Genomic DNA, 18,082 nt, shown 5'->3' on the forward strand with positions numbered 1-18,082 from the left:
GTGTTCTCGAACTACCTGATCGGACTGCGCGAGGGCCTGGAGGCCAGCCTCGTCGTCTGCATCCTCATCGCCTACCTGGTGAAGACGGACCGCAGAGACGCCCTGAAGCCCATCTGGATCGGCATCGGTGTCGCCGTCGCACTCGCGCTCGGTTTCGGCTGCGCGCTCGAATTCGGCTCGCAGGAGCTGACGTTCGAGGCGCAGGAGGCGCTCGGCGGCTCCCTGTCGCTCCTCGCGGTGGGCCTGGTGACGTGGATGGTCTTCTGGATGCGGCGCACCGCCCGGCATCTGAAGGCCGAACTGCACGGCAAGCTGGACGCGGCCCTGCAGATGGGCACGGGCGCGCTGGTCGCGACCGCGTTCCTCGCCGTCGGCCGGGAGGGCCTGGAGACGGCCCTGTTCGTGTGGGCGTCGGTGCGCGCGGCCGGTGACGGCACCCCGCGTCCGCTGATCGGCGTCGCCCTCGGCATCGCCACGGCGGTGGTGCTGGGCTGGCTCTTCTACCGGGGTGCTCTGCGCATCAACCTCGCCAAGTTCTTCACCTGGACCGGCGGCATGCTGGTCGTCGTGGCGGCGGGCGTGCTGGCGTACGGCTTCCACGATCTGCAGGAGGCGCGCTGGCTGCCGGGCCTGAGCGACAAGGCGTTCGACATCAGCGACACCATCGATCCCTCCAGTTGGTACGGCACCCTGCTGAAGGGCGTCTTCAACTTCCAGCCGGACCCGACCGTCCTTCAGGTCACGGTGTGGCTGCTGTACCTGATCCCGACGCTCGCGCTGTTCCTCGCACCGGTAGGGTTCGCCTCCGGGAAGGGGAAGGTGAAGGCACCTGATGAGCAGGGAACGCGGCCCTCGAAGGCTCCGCAGGCTTGACCGGAGCGCACTGATAGCTGCCTCGGTGACGGCTTTGTCGTTGACGGCGAGCGGATGCGTGGTGGTCCACGGGGAGAAGGAAGTGCTCCCGTCGGCCACCACGGCGGAAGCCGCCAAGGCGCTCGAAGAGTTCACCGCCGCGTACAACAAGGCGGACAAGGCGTACAACAGCTCCCTCGACGCCGACTACGTCACCGGCGCCCTCGGCGACATCGACGCGGCGCGGCTGAAGGCCGGCAAGGCGGTCAGCCCCGAGGGCAACGCGGCGCACAGCCCGCTGGAGCTGTCGGACACCAAGTTCACGATCCCGAAGAAGGCGGGCTGGCCGCGCTGGTTCGTGGCCGACGCGGCCGCCAACAAGGGCGGCAAGGCGCGCTGGGTCTTCGTGTTCACCCGCAGCGGCCTGGACGAACCGTGGGAGGCGGCGTATCTGACGCTGCTGTCCCCGGGCGACGTACCGAAGTTCAAGACCGACACGGACGGCTGGGCCGAGTCCGTGCCCGCGAACTCGACCGAACTGGCCGTGCCGCCCGGGGACTTGAGCAAGGGCTACGCGACGTACCTGAAGAGCGGCGGAGATGTCTTCGCCGCCGGCGGCAACACCAGCGGATGGCGCACGGACCGGGACAAGGACTCCGTCAAGCCCGGCCTGGTCCGGCAGTACATCGACGAGCCGCTGACGAACGGCGACTACGCGCCGCTGGCGCTGCGCACGACGGACGGCGGGGCGCTGGTGTTCTTCACGACCCGTCACTTCCAGAAGGAGACGGCCCACAGCGGCGTTTCCGTCCCGGCCCCGAACAAGGCCGTCCTCGCGCTGACGGAGGGCGAGATCAAGCAGTCGCTGACGCTGGAGTTCATCTCCAACGAGGCGGCCCTGGTCCCCAAGGGCTCCGGGAAGGTGGACGTCATCGGCCGGATCCAGGGCATGACGTCGGCGAAGGGCGAGTAGCCCGCCCAGGTCCGCTCAGTGGCGCAAGGGCCAGGCCGTGGAGGCGTGGTCGGACGCCGCCTCGGCGTGGCGGGTGCCGGTGTCGGTGAGGACCGCCAGCAGGCTCAGCGGGTCGGGCAGCGGGTGCTCCGGGCCACGTACCCAGTGCACTCCCTGCCCCTCGCCGGTCAGCTGCGCGGGCGGTACGAGGACGTACGACCCCCGGCAGTGCCAGCGCAGTCCCGGGTGCTCGTCCATGGTCTCGGGGTGGCAGTCCAGCTCACACGGCCACCACTCGTCCTCGTCCTCGGGGGTGCCGCGGGTGTGGGTGAAGAAGAGCAGCCGGCCGTCGTCGCTCTCGGCGACGGGTCCGACCTCGATACCCGCTTCGAGCAGCCGCTCCAGCGCTTCGCGCCCGGCCTCGACCGGCACGTCCAGCACGTCGTGCACCATGCCGGTGGCGGTGATGAAGTTGGCCTGCGGCTGGTGGCGGGCCCAGCGCTCGATCTGGGAGCGGTCGGTGGTGGACTGCGTCTGCCAGGCGAAGGACACCGGGTGCCGGGCGGGGGTGGGACAGCCGATCCGGTCACAGGAGCAGCGGTAGCCGGCCGGGTGCGCGGCGGGCGCGAGGGGCAGCCCGGCATCGGCGGCGGCGAGCAGCAGGGCCTCCCGGCCGCCGGCGTCGGCGGTCTCCTTCGGGCGGCGTCCACGCAGCCACCGGGAGAGTTTGCCCTGTAGTCCGCTCCGGCCGCCCAACTCCGCGCTCATCTATGCCCTCGCCTCGCTGTCGTGCCAAACAGCATGCCCTATGGTCCCACCATCGTGCGCCTCGGGGGGCCGTAGCGGACAACCGGGCCAGGTGGGGCGAGGTGTACACAGCCCCGCGATCAGGGGTAATGGACCGCTTTGATGTGATTTACGGACCTACCGTGAGCGCCCGCCTACTTTGTGCGGGGCGCGAGACCGTGGAGGGCGTAGTCGACGAGGGTGTCGGTGTACTCGTGCGAGATCGGCCCCGTGTACTGGAGCCAGCGCTGGGCGAGCGGCGAGACGAAGAGCTCGAGCGCGATGCGCGGGTCGATGTCCGGACGCACCTCCCCGGCCTCCTGCGCGGAGCGCAGCCGGTCGACGTAGAGCTGGAGCGAGGGTTCGAGGAGCTTGGTCATGAACTCCCGTCCGAGCTGCTCGTTGACCACGCCCTCGGCGGCGAGGGCGCGGGACGGGGCCTCGAAGCGGGGGTCCTTCAGCTCGTCGACGGTGGCGCGCAGGACGAGCTTCAGGTCGGCGGCGAGGTCTCCGGTGTCGGGGATGGCGTACGGCTCGTGCCCCATGGCCTCGGCGGACCGCTCCCCGAGATCGAGGAACGCCTCCATCAGCACCTCGGCCTTGGACGACCACCACCGGTAGATGGTCTGCTTGCCGACTCCGGCACGGGCGGCGATGCCCTCGATGGTGGTCCTGGGGTAGCCGACCTCCACGACGAGGGCGAGGGCGGCGTCATAGATGGCCCGCCGGGACCTCTCGCTGCGGCGGGTGGAGCTGGGCTCGGGGTGGGCGGACTTCTGGGCTGACATGCCTTGAATTTATCAGGTTGACAAGACGGAGCGTCTCGCCGGATCCTGGTCAGGCACTAAATCGAGACGATACGTCTCGTCGCACTGAACGCTGGATCACCGAACGGTGGATGACGAAAGGAGCCTCACCATGGCCCGAAGCGGCGGAGACATGCTCGGAGTCGGCGGCGCGCGGCGCAACCTCGGCCGCAAGGCGCTGCGCGGGGGTGGCCGGAACGGCCGGATCGGCGGCGGGACGGACCCCGCGGCGCAGAAACGGGAACTGCTGCGGAAGTTCCAGGAGAAACAACAGGGGGAGACGGCCGGGGAGGCGGCCGGGGAGGCGGCCGGGGAGGACGCCGGGGAGGACGCCGACGAGTCCTAGGCCCTAGCGCTCCTCGTCCTCGGCCAGCGGCCAGGCGTCGCCCCACTCCGTGTCGCGGGCCGACCTGTAGAGGTCGCCGTGGCGCTTGGTGATCGTGGTGCGGCGCAGGGAGGGTTCGCTCTCGCAGAGGTCGAGGAGCACCTGACCCTTGCGGATCTGGGGTTTGCGTACGACGCGGGCGGGGGCCGGGGTCGCCGGGAGGCGGGTGGCGGCGACGTACGCGAACTTCTCGTCCTCGTAGGCCAGGGAGCCGCCCTTGATCTGGCGGTGCAGGGAGGAGCGGCTGACCCTGGTCGAGAAGTGGCACCAGTCGGTGCCGGGGACGATGGGGCAGGCGGCGCTGTGCGGGCATGGGGCGGCGATGCGGAAGCCGGCGGCGATGAGGTGGTCACGGGCCTCGATGACGCGGGTGTAGCCGTCCGGGGTGCCGGGTTCGACGATCACCACGGCCGCCTGCGCGGCGGACGCGATCGTGTCGAGGAGGGTGGTGCGGTCGGGGGCGGTGAGTTCGTTGAGGACGTAGGAGACGGTGACCAGGTCCGTGGGATCCAGGGTGAGGGCGGATCCGATGCGGGCGCGTTGCCAACGGGCCTTCTTCAGCGCCGGGTTGGCCTCGGCGATCTCCCTGCCGGCCGCGAGGGCGGGCTCGGCCCAGTCCAGCACGGTGACGCTGCGCTCGCCGGGCCAGGTGGCGGTGACGGCCCAGGTCGCGGCGCCGGTTCCGCCGCCCACGTCGGTGTGGTCGGCGGGGGTCCAGTCCGGGACGGTCTGTGCGAACGCCTCCAGGGCCGAGTGGACGGCCTCGAAGGTGGCGGGCATGCGGTAGGCGGCGTAGGCGGCCACGTCCGCGCGGTCGCGGAGGATCGGGGTGTGGGTGGGGGTGGCTCCGCGGTAGGCGGCGATCAGCCGGTCGACGGCCTGGCCGGCCTGGCGGGGCGGGAGGCCGTCGAGAAGGGTGGCGAGGGCGCTGCGCAGGGTCTCGGCGGTCGGGGGGACGGGGGCGTTCACCCGGCGATTCTACGAGTGCCTCGGCAAGGGGTGGCTCGGGCGGGAGAACTCCGCGCCGCTACCGGCCCCGCACCGCCCTGGCCACCCTCGTCCCGGCGCTCGCCCGCGGCCTGCTGTCCGCTCCCCGCCGACGCGGATGCACGGTGTTCGCCAGCAGCACCAGGAACGTGTCCGTCACCGGATCCACCACCAACGACGATCCCGTGAACCCCGTGTGCCCGGCCGCCCCCCGCCCCGCCAGCTCCCCCATGAACCACGGCTGGTCGACCGCGAAGCCGAAGCCGGGCGGGGTGAGCAGCAGCTCCACGAAGTCGGGACCCAGGATGCGGGCGGGGCCGTAAGCACCGCCCGAGAGCAGGGCCCGGCAGAAGACCGCCAGGTCGCGGCCGGTCGAGAAGAGGCCCGCGTGGCCCGCCACCCCGCCCAGCGCCCAGGCGTTCTCGTCGTGGACGACGCCCCGCAGCATTCCTCGCTCCGCCTTGGCCCAGGGCCGGCGTTGGTCCTCCGTCGCCGCCGCCCGGGGACACGGCCCGAAGTGGGTCGCGGTCATGCCCAGCGGACGCGTGATCCCGTCGTGGATCAGGACGTCGAGCGAACGGCCGGTGATGCGTTCCAGCACATGCTGGAGCAGCAGCATGTTCAGGTCCGAGTAGCAGTAGGTGCCGGGGACGCCGATCGGTGCCTCCGCACGGAGCCTCTCCAGCCGCTCCCCGTCGTCCGCGCAGTCGTACAGCGGCAGTTCGGGCCGCAGCCCGGAGGTGTGCGTCAGCAGCTGGCGCACGGTGATGCCGTGCACCACCGCCGCGCGGAAGTCCGGCAGATACGCCCCGACCCGCGCGTCGATCCCCAGCGTGCCGCGCTCGATCTGCTGCACCGCCGCGACCGAGGTGAAGAGCTTGGTGAGGGAGGCCAGGTCGAAGGGGGTGGACGTGGTCATCTGGACGCGGGAGCCGGGCGGGAGTTCGACGCCCGCTTCCTTCTCCTCGTCGTAGGCGGCGTAGCGCACCGCCCAGCCCATCGCCTCCTCGACGGCGAGGTACGGCCCCCGCCCGACGATCAGCACCGCTCCGGCCGCCCAGGGACGGGTACCGGTGGTGAGCTCGTGGACCTCGCTGATGAGGTCCCGGATCTCCTCGGGGTCGAGTCCGGCCCTTTCCGGCGTGTCCCCGCGCAGTCTCGGCGCGCTCAGCTGTTTGCTCCCTCCACGCCCGCACGTCTGTCCGCACGTCTGTTCCAAGGACGGCACATTCCCATGAAGCAGGCCAGCGCCACCAGTGCTGCGGCCAGTTGGACGACGGCCATCGGGACCGCCGTGTCCTCCCCGGCGATGCCCACGAGGGGCGACGCGACGGCGCCGATGAGGAAGGAGGACGTACCGAGGAGCGCGGAGGCGGAGCCGGCGGACTGCTTGGTGCGCTGGAGGGCGAGGGCCTGGGTGTTGGGAAGCGTGACGCCCATCGCGGACATCAGGACGAACAACGCGGCGGCCACCGGCACCAGTCCGGCCTCGCCGAAGACGCCGAGGGACATCAGCAGCAGTGCCGTCGCCGACAGGATCACCACGGACAGTCCCACGCCCAGCACCCGGTCCAGGCTCACCCGCCCCACCAGGATCTTGCCGTTGATCTGGCCGACCACCACCAGGCCGACCGAGTTGAGCCCGAACAGCAGGCTGAAGGTCTGCGGCGAGGCCCCGTAGATCTCCTGGATCACGAAGGGGGACGCGGCTATGTACGCGAACAGGGCGGCGAAGGCGAACCCGCCGGCCAGCATGTACCCGGCGAAGGCCCCGTCGGCGAGCAGACCGCGCATGGCGCGCAGGGCCTCGCCCACCCCGCCGGCGTGCCGTTCCTGCGGCGGGAGGGTCTCCGGGAGCTTCCGCCAGACAAGACAGCCCAACAGCACCCCGACCACCGTCAGCACGACGAACACGCCCCGCCAGTCCGTCACCCGCAGGATCTGGCCGCCGATGAGCGGAGCCACGATCGGGGCGACCCCGGATATCAGCATCAGGGTCGAGAAGAAGCGGGCCATGGCCATGCCGTCGTAGAGGTCGCGTACGACCGCCCGCGCGATCACGATCGCCGCCGCACCCGCGAGGCCCTGCGCCAGCCGGAAGGCGACCAGGAACTCGACCGTGGGTGCGAGCGCGCAGAGCGCGGTGGCCACGACGTAGACCGCGAGGCCCGCCAGCAGCGGGCGTCTGCGGCCCCAGCGGTCGCTCATCGGGCCGACGACCAGCTGCCCGAGCGCCATGCCGGCCAGACAGGCGGTGAGGGTGAGCTGGACGGTCGCGGCGGGCGCGTGCAGGGAGCCGGTGACCTCGGGGAGCGCGGGGAGGTACATGTCCATCGCCAGCGGGGGCGTGGCCGTCAGACCGCCGAGGATGAAGGTGACGAGAAGCCCGGTGGTGCGCAGGGAACGGACGGGCGGCCGGCCCGTCCTCGATACCGCCGACTTCGAGACGTCCGGTATCGGCCCCCCACGGTCGCCCATGTGCCCCTCCCTCTCCCTGTGATCCGCCCTCTATGCTCTCAGCTCGTACAGAGTGCCCAGGGTCACATGAGCGAGGGGTGGGGCCGCGATGGCCGAGCAGAGCGTGCGGTGGGGGATTCTGGCGACCGGCGGGATCGCCGCCGCGTTCACCGCGGATCTCGTGGATCTGCCCGACGCCGAAGTGGTGGCCGTCGCCTCGCGGCGGCAGGACTCGGCCGACGCCTTCGCCGAGCGCTTCGGGATTCCCCGCGCCTACGGCGACTGGTCCGCGCTCGCCGAGGACGGCGACATCGATGTCGTGTACGTCGCCACCCCGCACTCGGCACACCGCGAGGCCGCCGGGCTGTGCCTGGAGGCCGGGCGGAACGTGCTGTGCGAGAAGGCGTTCACACTCAACGCGCGCGAGGCCCGGGAACTGGTCGCGCTGGCGAAGGCGCGCGGCAGCTTCCTGATGGAAGCGATGTGGATGTACTGCAACCCGCTGGTCCGTCGGCTCAAGGCCCTGGTGGACGACGGCGCGATCGGCGAAGTGCGCCATGTCCAGGCCGACTTCGGGCTGGCCGGCCCCTTCCCGCCCTCGCATCGCCTCCGCGACCCGGCGCAGGGCGGCGGCGCGCTGCTGGACCTCGGCGTGTATCCGGTCTCCTTCGCGCAGCTGCTGCTCGGCGAGCCGTCGGACGTGACGGCACGCGCGACGCTGTCCGCGGAGGGCGTCGATCTGCAGACGGGAGCCCTGCTCTCCTGGGACAGCGGCGCGCTCGCCTCGCTGCACTGCTCCATCGTCGGCGGTACGGCGACCTCCGCGTCCGTGACCGGCTCGGGCGGTCGTATCGACGTGCCGAACGGCTTCTTCTTCCCGGACCGGTTCGTGCTGCACCGGGACGGCCGTGACCCCGAGGAGTTCACGGCCGACCCGGCGGACGGGCCCCGCAACAGCCTTCGGCACGAGGCCGCCGAGGTGATGCGGGCCCTGCGCGCCGGCGAGACCGAGTCGCCGCTGGTGCCGCTTGAGGGCACGCTCGCCGTGATGCGGACGCTCGACGCGATCCGGGACCGCGTCGGCGTCCGCTACCCGGGCGAGGCCCCCGAACAGGAGCGCGCGCCCGAACTCACGCCGGCTTGAGCCCCTGCTCCCCCACCTGGGTGACGAAGGACGCGGCCGTGGAGACCGGCGCGCCGGGCGTGGTCACGTACGGCACCGTCTTGAAGTCGGCCCGCGCCTGCTGCTGCCCCAGCGCGACGGTCACATAGCCGCGCCGCCCGTTGTAGAAGCGCATGTGCGGGTTGGCCTTCATGTACGTGTCCCAGTTGGCGGGCTTGTCAGCGCCGTCGCGGCCGCTGGCGATCGACGTGGCCACGATCTCCGTGCCGAGCGTGGCGGAGGCGGGGTCGTCGAAGTCGTCCTTGATGTCGAAGCCGTAGCCGACGTGGACGTCACCGGTGAGGACCATCAGGTTCTCGACGCCGGCGGCCTTGGCACCGTCCAGCACCCGGCGGCGGGAGGCGCGGTAGCCGTCCCAGGCGTCCATGGACACCCGTGACGGCTCGGTGAGGTCGAACTTGCGCTGGGCGAAGGTGACCTGCTGCGGGACGACGTTCCACAGCGCCGCGGAGTCGCGCCAGCCGTCGAGCAGCCAGCGCTCCTGCGTCGCGCCGGTCATCGTGCGCGCCGGGTCGTCGACGTCCGGGCCGGGGATCTGGGAGCCGTCGCCATAGGCCTGGTTGGAGCGGTACTGCCGGGTGTCGAGCACGTCGAACTGGGCGAGCCGGCCCCAGTGCAGGCGCCGGTAGAGCTGCATGTCGGGGCCGACGGGCTGCTGCGGGGAACGCAGCGGCTGGTTCTCCCAGTAGGCGCGGTACGCGGAGGCCCGGCGCAGCAGGAACTCCTCCGGCGGGACGCTGTTCTCCGGGATGTCGTCGGCGTAGTTGTTCTCGGTCTCGTGGTCGTCCCAGGTGACGACGAACGGGTGCGCGGCGTGCGCGGCCATGAGGTCGGGGTCGGACTTGAACAGGGCGTAGCGCAGCCGGTAGTCCTCCAGGGTCATCGTCTCGCGGTTGAAGAGCGCGGGCAGGGTGCGGTCGGTGTAGTTGCGGTAGCCGCCGACGGAGTTGACCGCGTACTCGTAGAGGTAGTCGCCGAGGTGGAAGACGACGTCCACGTCGTCCTGCGCGAGATGGCGGTACGGCGTGAAGTAGCCGTCGGTGTACGCCTGGCAGGAGACGGCGGCGAGGGTCAGGGAGCTCGCGGCGGCGTTCGTCGCGGGGGCGGTGCGGGTGCGGCCCGTCCCGCTGATCCAGGTGCCGGCGCGGAAGCGGTAGTAGTAGACGCGGTCCGCCGCGAGGCTGCGGACCTCGACGTGCACGGTGTGGCTGAACTCGGGGTGGGCGATGGCCGTGCCGCGTCTGGCGATCCTGCTGAACGCCTCGTCGTGGGCCAGTTCCCAGTGCACGGTGACCGACTGTGCGGGCAGTCCGCCGTCGGGCTGGTAGGGGGCGGGGGCGAGGCGGGTCCACAGCAGCACCGAGTCGGGCCGCGGGTCGCCGGAGGCGATGCCGAGGGTGAAGGGGTTGTCGGTGATCTTGCGGGCGTCGAGCTGCGCGGCGCTCGCGGTGCCCGCGGCCGGCAGGTTCACGGCGAAGGCGAGCGCGGCGGCCGCGCCGGTGGCGGTCAGGAAGCGGCGGCGGCCGATGTGTCGGGCTGCCGCGCGCAGTTCGGGGCTGTGTTGGGGCGCGTCTGTCGTGATGGTCATCCGGTCCTCCCCTGACTGATGGATGCATGAGGCATTGGAGTGGCCGGGGACGACACTCGCTTGGCGCGTACACAACACCCGGATGGCAGACAGATGAGTTCCGAATGGCGGACCGTCGCGTAGCCTGCGGCCCCATGAATGACAGGCAAACGGACACGAGGATCGCCGTGGTGACCGGCGCCGGCTCCGGCGTCGGCCGGGCGGTCGCGGTGGAACTGCTCCGCGCGGGCTGGTCGGTGGCGCTGGCGGGGCGGCGTGTCGAGACGCTGGAGGAGACGGCGGGACTGCTGCCGGAGGGCGCCGCTCTCGCCGTACGGACCGACGTGTCACGGCAGGAGGACGTGACCGCGCTGTTCGCCGCCACCGTGGAGCGGTTCGGGCGGGTCGACCTGCTGTTCAACAACGCGGGGACGTTCGGGCCGGGCGGGGTGCCGGTGGAGGAGCTGCCGTACGACGCCTGGCGGCATGTGGTGGACACCAACCTCAACGGGGCGTTCCTGTGCGCGCAGGCGGCGTACCGGCAGATGAAGGAGCAGGACCCGCGCGGCGGCCGGATCATCAACAACGGGTCCATCTCCGCGCACACGCCCCGGCCGCACTCCGTCGCCTACACGGCGACCAAGCACGCGCTGACCGGCCTGACCAAGGCGCTGTCGCTGGACGGACGGCCGTACGACATCGCCGTCGGCCAGATCGACATCGGCAACGCGGCGACCGACATGACCGCACGGATGGAGTCGGGCGCCCTTCAGGCCGACGGCTCGGTGCGGCCCGAGCCCGTGATGGACGTGGCCGACGTGGCGCGGACGGTGCGGCACATGGCGGAGCTGCCACTGGCGGCGAACGTGCAGTTCGCGACCGTACTGGCGACCGCGATGCCGTACGTGGGGCGCGGCTGACGACCGGTCGGCGTTCTCACGGTCTCCACAACTCACACAATCGGAATGTTGAATTCCGGTACATCGGGGCCGGTGGGCGGCTTATCCTCAAAATCACCTACACCGGAGCTTCACATCTGGAGTAGGGAGCTTCCGCAGGCCACACCGAGGGGGGACGGCAGCCGTTCCACGACACCGGGTGGGGGTGGATCTCGCGTGGGACCGCGAGATACGCACCGGTGCGTGGAACGGCCGCCGTGCAGTCGCGTACGGCGGCGGTCAGCGACCGAGGATCCGGTCGACCTCGCTCAGCTGCTCGGCGCTGAGCGCCCCCTTCTCCAGCGCGCCCGCGTTCTGCTCGGCCTGCGCGACGGAACGGAACCCCGGGATCGGCACGGTGTGCGGGCTGCGGGCCCACAGCCAGGCGAGGGCGCCCTGGCCGGGCGTACGGCCGTCGCCGGTGAGCACGTCCCGCAGCGCGTCGACGCGGGCGAGCCACCGCGGGTCGGCGCCGGATCCGTCCTCGAAGCCCTTCAGCCACTCGGGCGGCCTGCTGCGGATGTCCCCGGCCTCCAGGGCCTGCCCGGACCTGCGCCTGCCGGTCAGCAGGCCCATGGCCAGCGGGCTGCGGTTGATGCTCGCCAGATCCAGCTCCTCGCAGAGCGCGAACATCTCCGGCGCGTCCTGGAGCACATTGGCCATGTGCTGGACGGCCGCGCAGTGCTCTCCGCGCGCGAAGACGGCGGCCCGGGCCGGGTCGTCGGTGCTCCAGGCGTAGGCGCGGATGAGTCCCTCACGTACGAACTCCTCGCAGACGTCCCGCAGTTCGGCGGCGCGCTCCGGGGCGGCGTCGGACAGGTGCAGCTGGTAGAGGTCGATGTGATCGGTGTCCAGACGCTTCAGCGAGGCGGTCAGCGCGCGGCGGGCGTACTCCGGCGAGTCGTCGGCGCCGGTGAGGGTGCGGGTCTCCTCGTCGAAGACGTTGCCCCACTTGGTGGCGACGACGACATCGGCGCGGCGCTTGCCGAGGGCGCGGCCCAGGACGCGTTCGCTGTGGCCTGCGCCGTAGGTGTCGGCGGTGTCGAAGAAGGTGACGCCCAGGTCGAGGGCGCGCCGGATCGCCCCTACCGACTCCTCGTCGTCGACCTTGCCCCAGCCGAGGGGCTGCCCGTCGGCGGACTGCCACTCACCGCCGATGGCCCAGCAGCCGAAGCCGAGAGCGCTTACTGCGATGCCCGTCCGTCCCAAAGTCCTCTTGGTCTCCATGAGGAGGGACGTTAGGAGTTGGAGCGCACACGAGGGCAAGCCCTCGGGCGGAACTCCCGAAACCGGTTACGCCTGGCCGGTCTCGAAGCGGGAGATCCGGCCGTCCTCCTCGACCTCGAAGTGCCACCGGGTGCGCATCTCGCCCCAGGCGTCGTTGCTGTAGCTGGCGAGGAGGTCACGGCCGTGGTTCGACTCCTTGTCGACCTCCATGTGGCCGTGCGAGGAGAAGATCTCCCGGTCGATCCAGTCGGCGAGGTCACGGTCGTTGCCGTCGTCCGCCATGGTCGCGCCGGGCGCGAGGATGCTCAGGAAGCCCTCGCGGTCGTGGGCGTTGACGGCGGTGACGAAGGCGCGGACGGCGGGGTCGCTCAGTTTGGACGTCTGAATCGTCATACCGGTCAGCCTCACACCGGCCCTGTCGGCCCGCCACCCGAACGGCGGCCATTGGAGGCCGGGTGATGTCGAGGGTGCGACGGTGGAGACGCGGGTGGGGTCCTGTTCCTGCTGACCGTTCCGGGAGTCGCCGTGAGTGAGTACAACCGACATGATGTGGGCCTGCTGTTGCTCCGGCTGGGTGCCGGCGGGGTGCTGATCGCACACGGCACGCAGAAGCTGTTCGGCTGGTTCGGCGGGCACGGCATCGAGGGGACCGGCCAGTTCATGGAGTCGATCGGCTACCGGCCGGGCAAGGCGAGCGCGACGGCGTCGGGCCTAGCGGAGGCCGGCGGCGGCACGCTGCTGGTGCTGGGGCTCGCGACGCCCGCGGCCGGTGCGGCGGCGGCCGGCGGGATGGCGGGGGCGGCCGCGGTGCACGCCCCGAACGGCTTCTTCAACCAGGAGGGCGGCTACGAGCACGCGGCGACGCTGGGCCTGGCCGCCGCGGGCCTAGCGATCACGGGCCCCGGACGGCTCTCCCTCGACCACGCCCTCGGCCATGTCCTCGACCGCGGCTGGATGGTCCCCACGGCCCTGGCGGCGACGGCGGCGGTGACGGCGCTGGTCGTGGGGGCACGGCAACGGAGGCTGGACCGGCCGGAGAAGAGTGAACAGATGGACGGGCAGGAACCGTTGTTCGAGGAGTAGACGGCCTTGTGCGGAGGGGTTGCGGGCCTGTGCCAAGCTGCCCGCATGACTGATCAGGCCACGCCGCCCGAGACCTCCGCCGACCTGTGGACAGCCGTCGACGCCCTGTGGACCTGGCTCGACACCGACCAGCCCATCGGCGGCAAGGAGGGCATGCTGCTGCGCATGCTCAAGCTGTCGGAGGAGGTCGGCGAGGTCGCCGAGGCGGTCATCGGGGCGACCGGCCAGAACCCCCGCAAGGGCGTCACCCACAGCTGGGAGGACGTGCAGGGCGAGCTGTGCGACGTGGTGATCACGGCATTGGTCGCCCTGCGGACGCTGACGCCGGACACCCGTGAGGTGTTCGGCCGGCATCTGGAGCGGGTGACGGAGCGGGTGACGGAGCGGTCGCTGGGCCCGACGTCGCGTTGAACTCCGCCAGCCCCCACCGACCCGCAGATCCGTCACGACCGCTCGACCGGAGTCAGCCTCAACACCGTCCCCTCGCCGTTCGCCGACAACAGCAGCGCCCCGTCCGGCGAGGCCGCCAGCCCGGCGAACCGCCGCGCCAGCCCCGGCATCCCCTGGGCGAAGAGAGCGGGTTCCGCACGCGGAACCACTCCGGGCGGCGCCCCGACCGGCAGGTCCTCGGCGTCGATGCGCACCTCCCCCGTCACCAGAGACACCGCGCGCAGCCTGCGCGACCCCGTCTCCACCGTGAACAGTTCCTCGCCCAGGACCGCGAGGCCCTGTGGTGCGTCGAGGCCGTCCACGACGACGGCCGGCGGCGCGTCCGCCTCGATCCGCAGCACCGTGCCGGCCCCCTCGTCGCTGACGTAACAGCGCCCCTCGGCGTCGTGCGCCACGTCCGCGGGCCGTTCGAGTCCGTCCGCGAGGACGCTGATGGCGTCGTTCGCGTCGACGGCCACGACCCGCCCCCCGTCCGACTCGGCGACGACGAGTGAGCCGTCCGGCGCGACGGTGATGCCGAGCGGCCGCCGCAGCCCGCCGGCCCGCTCCCGTACGGCCCCGGTCCCGGGGTCGTACGTCTGGACCTGCCCGAACTGCGAGGTGAGGTGCAGGAGTTCGCCGTCGGCCGCGATGCCGTGCGCGAAGTGCAGCAGGGAGTGGGTGGTGACGCCGGTCCGCGACGGGCTCGCGACGCGGTAGTGGTCGGCGGCGTAGACCCTGCCGCCCAGGTCGATCGTCACGCCGTACGGTCCGTCGAGGCCGCGCGGCACGAGCTCGCGGGTGCGGCCGTCCGGGTGCATCTCGGTGACGCCGCCGCTGGCGTAGCTGGAGACGAACATGCGGTTCTCGGCGTCGAAGGCCGCGTTGTCGAGCCCGACGACCCCGCTGGTGACCAGGGTCCGCGAGCCGCTGCCGTGCAGGTCTATCCGGGTGACGATGCCCTCGGGGCCCCGGGAGAGCACATGCAGCACCCCGCCCTGGTCGAACCGCACGGCGACCGGCTGGTGGACGTCGTCCGCGACCACCTCGGGGGTGCCCCCGTCCGGCGGGATCCGCCAGACCTGGCCGGTGAGCAGCGGGTTCGGTCCGCTCATCATGTGCGGGTAGTAGAGGTGGCCGTCGGGGCCGAGCTGCATCGCGTTGCCGAGCGCCAGCCCCTCCGTCAGGACCCGCGGGTCGCCTCCGCCGGGGAAGAGCTCCATCAGCCGGCCGTCCGGCTTCATCTCGTTCACGAACAGCCGGTCGCCGACGCAGGTGATGCCGTTGGGGTTGGCCACGTCCCCGCGGACCAGTGTGTACTCGCCCTCGGGACCGCGCCGCCACACCCGCCCCGGCACCAGGTCGGCGATGTACATCGAGCCGTCCGCGCCGAAGGCGAGGTCGTCCGGCGACTGCACGGGACCGTCCATCGGTACGACCACCTCGACGTCCCCCGTGGCCGGGTCGACGACGCTGATCTGCCCGGCGAGGAACTGGGCGACGTACAGCCGCCCGTCCGGCCCGAACGCCACCCCGTTGGAACCCCACAGCCGATTCGGCGGGTTGAGCCGCTCGACCGTCCGACGGGCGCTGCCGGCCCGCCGGTTGCCGGTCGTGTCGTACCTGGTCGGCTCCATGGCGCTCATGCCTCGCCCTCGGCCAGCACCTCGCGCATGCCGCCCTCCGACCGCCAGCGCCGCAGCAGTTCGTGGAAGGCGACCGGGCCGTCGCCGTACGACTCGCTGCGCTCCCTCGGCCTGCCCTCGTTGTTGTAGTAGCCGGGGGTGCACTCGGCCTGGAAGCGGTGCAGGTCGGCCGCCTTGCGGCGGATCGTCGCCACCCAGGCGTCCTGCGCCTCGGCGGTCGGCTCGACGCACCGGATCTGCCGCTTGCGGGCCTCGGCGACGACCTCGGCGACATGGGTGGCCTGTTCGTCGAGGATGTGGACGTAGTTCACGGCGGAGGCGTTCTGCAGCGGGCCGAGGTGGAAGAGGTTGGGGAACCCCTGGCAGTAGAACCCGTGCAGCGTCCTCGGGCCGCCGCTCATCCAGGTCCGCAGCAGTTCGGCGCCGCCCCGGCCGTACACCGGCAGCCGCCCGGACAGCACCCCGGAGACGCCGACCTCGAAGCCGGTCGCGAAGATGACGCAGTCCACCTCGTACTCCACGCCGCCGACCACGACGGCGTTCTCGGTGATCCGCTCCACGCCGTGGCTGTCGGCGGTGTCGACGAGGGTGACGTCCGGCCGGTTGAAGGTCTGGAGGTAGGTGTCGCTGAAGGTGGGCCGCTTGCACATGTACCGGTACCAGGGCTTGAGCCGCTCGGCGGTCTCCGGGTCCTCGACCATGGCCTCGACCCGGGCGCGCAGCTCGTTCATCTTCTGGAAGTCGGCGATCTCGTAGGCGAGTTCGCGCTCCTCGGCCGGGACGCCGGCGTAGGCGTTGGTCGGGATGAGCTTCTCCTGGAGCCGGGCGGTGGACGTCCAGGCGTCGTCCACCAGGTCCTCGTCCGCGCGGACGCCGGTGACGATCTTCAGGAAGTTCTCCCTGCGGCGGCGCTGCCAGCCCGGCCGGAGCGACTCGGCCCAACCCGGGTCGGTGGGCCGGTTGCCGCGTACGTCCACGGAGGACGGGGTGCGCTGGAAGACGTACACGTGCGCCGCGTCGGCCCCGAGGTGCGGCACGACCTGGATGGCGGTGGCGCCGGTGCCGATGAGGGCGACGCGCTTGTCGGCGAGGCCGGTCAGGCCGCCGTTCGCGTCACCGCCGGTGTAGTCGTAGTCCCAGCGGCTGGTGTGGAAGGTGTGGCCGCGGAAGGTCTCGATGCCGGGGATGCCGGGGAGTTTGGGCTGGCTGAGTGTTCCGCTGGAGATCACCACGTGACGCGCCCGCATCTCGTCGCCTCGGTCGGTGCTGACGATCCACTCCAAGTCGGTGTCGTGCCAGCGCAGTTCCCTCACCCGGGTCTGGAAGCAGGCGTCCCGGTAGAGGCCGAAGTGCCGGCCGATCGCCATCGCGTGCTGCCGGATCTCCTCGCCGGGGGCGTATCTCCACTTCGGGACGTAGCCGAGCTCTTCGAGGAGCGGCAGGTAGATGTACGACTCGATGTCGCAGTGGATGCCCGGATACCGGTTCCAGTACCAGGTGCCGCCGAAGCCGCCGCCGACGACGAGGACCTCGACGCTGTCGTGCAGCGGCTCCCGCTCGGTGAACTCGGTGTGCGGGTCATCGGCGTGGGAGCCGAACTCGTCGACGGTACGCCGGTACTGCCGGTTGCCGTCGGGACGGATCCGACGCTCACGTTCGGCACGGTACTTGGCGCGCAGGGCCTCGGGGTCGAAGTCGAGCTCCATGGATGCGCTCTCCTCGGTCGTGGGGCCGGCCGCGGGAGGGCCGGGACAGGGGAAGTCGGGGTCATGGAAGCGAATCGCGCTGACAGGTCCCAGACATATCCCGGACACTTGATCAATGTGACCCAGGACACAACCCGCCGGAAGGGTGCCTACGGCTGTACGGCCCGGCCCAGCCAGTAGCCGAAGCCCCGCCGGGTGTGGATGAGCGCGGCCTGGTCCCCGTTCACCTTGCGCCGCAGCCGTGAGACGAGCCGCTCGATCGCGCCGTCGGTCGGGGTGTCGTCCCAGACGTGGCGGCCGATCTGCTCCTTGGACAGCACACGTTCGGCATTGACCAGCAGACAGCGCAGCAGGCGGTACTCGGCTGGCGTGAGCTCGATGGCGCGCTCACCGCGCCGGGCCCGGCGGGTGGCGTCGTCCAGCACGAGGTCGCCGTAGCGCAGCGCGCCGTCCCATCCGGCGGGCCCCTCGCGGCGCACCAACTGCCGTGCCCGCGCGAGGACTTCGGCCACCCGGCCGGGAGCGCCGCCCGGCTGCCCGTCCGCCCCGCCGGGGCCGCCCCCGGGGAGGCTGCCCAGGAACTCGCCGGACCCGGTGAGCAGCAGCACGGCCGGGCGGTCGGGGGCGAGGAGCCGGCGGCTGTGCCGGAGCGCCTCGGTGTCCGCCAGGGTCACATCGAGGATGACCAGATCGAACCGGCGCTCGCTGAGCAGGACATGGGCCTCGGTGGCGCTGTCCACGGCGACGGTCCGATGACCGGCGAGCTCCAGCAGCGCGGCGAGCGGCTCGGACGTACGGGGCTCACCGACGACGAGCAGGACATCCGGTACCGCGTCGGTCGACGGCGGCTTCGGCATGCGGCCACCCTACCTACGGGTTGCCTGAGGCAAGTAAGCGGCGATCAGGTCCGGCCACCGCGCCTCAGAGCCTGTTTCTGAACCCCCGTCGTCCGCGCGGAGCGCGGGCGCAGCGGCGTTCGGTGTGTGCCCTGGGGGTCCCCCCGGCCGAAGGCTGGGGGAGTGCGGCGTTGCAGGTCATGTGACGGAGCCACCTGTCCTGCGGCGCCGTGCGGCGAGGG

The 18,082-nt window shown here is 71.7% G+C and carries 18 protein-coding genes; 7 read left to right on the forward strand and 11 right to left on the reverse strand.

Annotation, left to right across the window (positions count from 1 at the left end; all coding sequences use genetic code 11):
* Positions 1–873: an iron uptake transporter permease EfeU gene (gene efeU / locus ACFQ6S_RS17015; RefSeq protein ID WP_383409556.1), complete on the forward strand. Its 873-nt coding sequence runs from the start codon at positions 1–3 to the stop codon at positions 871–873.
* Positions 833–1,825 carry a hypothetical protein gene (locus tag ACFQ6S_RS17020; RefSeq protein WP_383409557.1) on the forward strand — a complete coding sequence of 331 codons (993 nt, stop codon included), beginning with the start codon at positions 833–835 and terminating at the stop codon, positions 1,823–1,825. Before efeU ends, ACFQ6S_RS17020 begins: the two co-directional genes overlap by 41 nt.
* Positions 1,826–1,840: 15 nt before the next feature.
* On the opposite strand, the gene ACFQ6S_RS17025 is transcribed toward ACFQ6S_RS17020, so the two are convergent.
* Both ACFQ6S_RS17025 and ACFQ6S_RS17030 read right to left on the reverse strand, forming a co-directional pair.
* Positions 1,841–2,572, reverse strand: a complete 732-nt coding sequence (locus ACFQ6S_RS17025; protein ID WP_383409559.1) for a bifunctional DNA primase/polymerase — start codon at positions 2,570–2,572, stop codon at positions 1,841–1,843.
* Between the two features lie 173 nt (positions 2,573–2,745).
* Positions 2,746–3,378 carry a TetR/AcrR family transcriptional regulator gene (locus ACFQ6S_RS17030; protein WP_383409561.1) on the reverse strand — a complete coding sequence of 211 codons (633 nt, stop codon included), beginning with the start codon at positions 3,376–3,378 and terminating at the stop codon, positions 2,746–2,748.
* Between the two features lie 130 nt (positions 3,379–3,508).
* Here ACFQ6S_RS17030 and ACFQ6S_RS17035 point away from each other — a divergent pair, with 130 nt between their 5' ends.
* The gene (locus ACFQ6S_RS17035) at positions 3,509–3,742 is read left to right on the forward strand and encodes a DUF6243 family protein (RefSeq protein ID WP_383409563.1); all 234 of its coding nucleotides are present in this window, start codon (positions 3,509–3,511) and stop codon (positions 3,740–3,742) included.
* A 3-nt stretch (positions 3,743–3,745) separates the two neighbouring features.
* Here the strand turns inward: ACFQ6S_RS17035 and ACFQ6S_RS17040 are convergent, their stop codons facing one another.
* From ACFQ6S_RS17040 to ACFQ6S_RS17050, 3 genes are read right to left on the reverse strand one after another with little or no spacing between them, the layout of a single operon-like run.
* The gene (locus ACFQ6S_RS17040; RefSeq protein WP_383409566.1) at positions 3,746–4,750 is read right to left on the reverse strand and encodes a small ribosomal subunit Rsm22 family protein; all 1,005 of its coding nucleotides are present in this window, start codon (positions 4,748–4,750) and stop codon (positions 3,746–3,748) included.
* A 58-nt stretch (positions 4,751–4,808) separates the two neighbouring features.
* On the reverse strand, positions 4,809–5,996 hold the full coding sequence (locus tag ACFQ6S_RS17045) for a serine hydrolase domain-containing protein (protein ID WP_383409569.1): 1,188 nt from the start codon (positions 5,994–5,996) through the stop codon (positions 4,809–4,811).
* Positions 5,936–7,246: a multidrug effflux MFS transporter gene (locus ACFQ6S_RS17050; protein ID WP_383409572.1), complete on the reverse strand. Its 1,311-nt coding sequence runs from the start codon at positions 7,244–7,246 to the stop codon at positions 5,936–5,938. Before ACFQ6S_RS17050 ends, ACFQ6S_RS17045 begins: the two co-directional genes overlap by 61 nt.
* An 88-nt stretch (positions 7,247–7,334) precedes the next feature.
* Between ACFQ6S_RS17050 and ACFQ6S_RS17055 the strand changes: the two genes are divergently transcribed.
* The gene (locus ACFQ6S_RS17055) at positions 7,335–8,369 is read left to right on the forward strand and encodes a Gfo/Idh/MocA family protein (protein ID WP_383409575.1); all 1,035 of its coding nucleotides are present in this window, start codon (positions 7,335–7,337) and stop codon (positions 8,367–8,369) included.
* Here the strand turns inward: ACFQ6S_RS17055 and ACFQ6S_RS17060 are convergent.
* Positions 8,356–9,996 carry an alkaline phosphatase D family protein gene (locus ACFQ6S_RS17060; RefSeq protein WP_383409578.1) on the reverse strand — a complete coding sequence of 547 codons (1,641 nt, stop codon included), beginning with the start codon at positions 9,994–9,996 and terminating at the stop codon, positions 8,356–8,358. The two genes, ACFQ6S_RS17055 and ACFQ6S_RS17060, sit on opposite strands and share 14 nt — an antisense overlap.
* Before the next feature lie 134 nt (positions 9,997–10,130).
* Between ACFQ6S_RS17060 and ACFQ6S_RS17065 the strand changes: the two genes are divergently transcribed.
* Complete coding sequence (locus ACFQ6S_RS17065; RefSeq protein WP_383409581.1) at positions 10,131–10,895, forward strand: SDR family oxidoreductase; 765 nt, start codon at positions 10,131–10,133, stop codon at positions 10,893–10,895.
* Positions 10,896–11,153: 258 nt separating this feature from the next.
* Here ACFQ6S_RS17065 and ACFQ6S_RS17070 read toward each other — a convergent pair whose 3' ends face one another.
* A complete protein-coding gene (locus ACFQ6S_RS17070; RefSeq protein ID WP_383409584.1) occupies positions 11,154–12,140 on the reverse strand; it encodes an aldo/keto reductase in 987 nt (328 codons plus the stop codon).
* Between the two features lie 66 nt (positions 12,141–12,206).
* On the reverse strand, positions 12,207–12,533 hold the full coding sequence (locus tag ACFQ6S_RS17075; protein WP_383409587.1) for a nuclear transport factor 2 family protein: 327 nt from the start codon (positions 12,531–12,533) through the stop codon (positions 12,207–12,209).
* A 132-nt stretch (positions 12,534–12,665) separates the two neighbouring features.
* Here ACFQ6S_RS17075 and ACFQ6S_RS17080 point away from each other — a divergent pair, with 132 nt between their 5' ends.
* Both ACFQ6S_RS17080 and ACFQ6S_RS17085 read left to right on the forward strand, forming a co-directional pair.
* Positions 12,666–13,223, forward strand: a complete 558-nt coding sequence (locus tag ACFQ6S_RS17080; protein WP_383409590.1) for a DoxX family protein — start codon at positions 12,666–12,668, stop codon at positions 13,221–13,223.
* A gap of 45 nt (positions 13,224–13,268) precedes the next feature.
* Positions 13,269–13,634, forward strand: a complete 366-nt coding sequence (locus tag ACFQ6S_RS17085) for a MazG-like family protein (RefSeq protein WP_383409592.1) — start codon at positions 13,269–13,271, stop codon at positions 13,632–13,634.
* Positions 13,635–13,666: 32 nt separating this feature from the next.
* Here ACFQ6S_RS17085 and ACFQ6S_RS17090 read toward each other — a convergent pair whose 3' ends face one another.
* The 3 genes from ACFQ6S_RS17090 to ACFQ6S_RS17100 all read right to left on the reverse strand — a co-directional run bounded on the left by ACFQ6S_RS17090 (position 13,667) and on the right by ACFQ6S_RS17100 (position 17,861).
* On the reverse strand, positions 13,667–15,289 hold the full coding sequence (locus ACFQ6S_RS17090) for a hypothetical protein (protein ID WP_383411253.1): 1,623 nt from the start codon (positions 15,287–15,289) through the stop codon (positions 13,667–13,669).
* 5 nt (positions 15,290–15,294) lie between these two features.
* Positions 15,295–17,004 (reverse strand): flavin-containing monooxygenase, encoded by a 1,710-nt coding sequence (locus ACFQ6S_RS17095; protein WP_383409596.1) that lies wholly within the window; start codon positions 17,002–17,004, stop codon positions 15,295–15,297.
* Positions 17,005–17,153: 149 nt separating this feature from the next.
* Positions 17,154–17,861, reverse strand: a complete 708-nt coding sequence (locus ACFQ6S_RS17100; protein ID WP_383409600.1) for a response regulator transcription factor — start codon at positions 17,859–17,861, stop codon at positions 17,154–17,156.
* Between the last annotated feature and the right edge of the window lie 221 nt (positions 17,862–18,082).

This window comes from Streptomyces sp. NPDC056479 (genome assembly GCF_042795335.1).
Classification (GTDB): domain Bacteria; phylum Actinomycetota; class Actinomycetes; order Streptomycetales; family Streptomycetaceae; genus Streptomyces.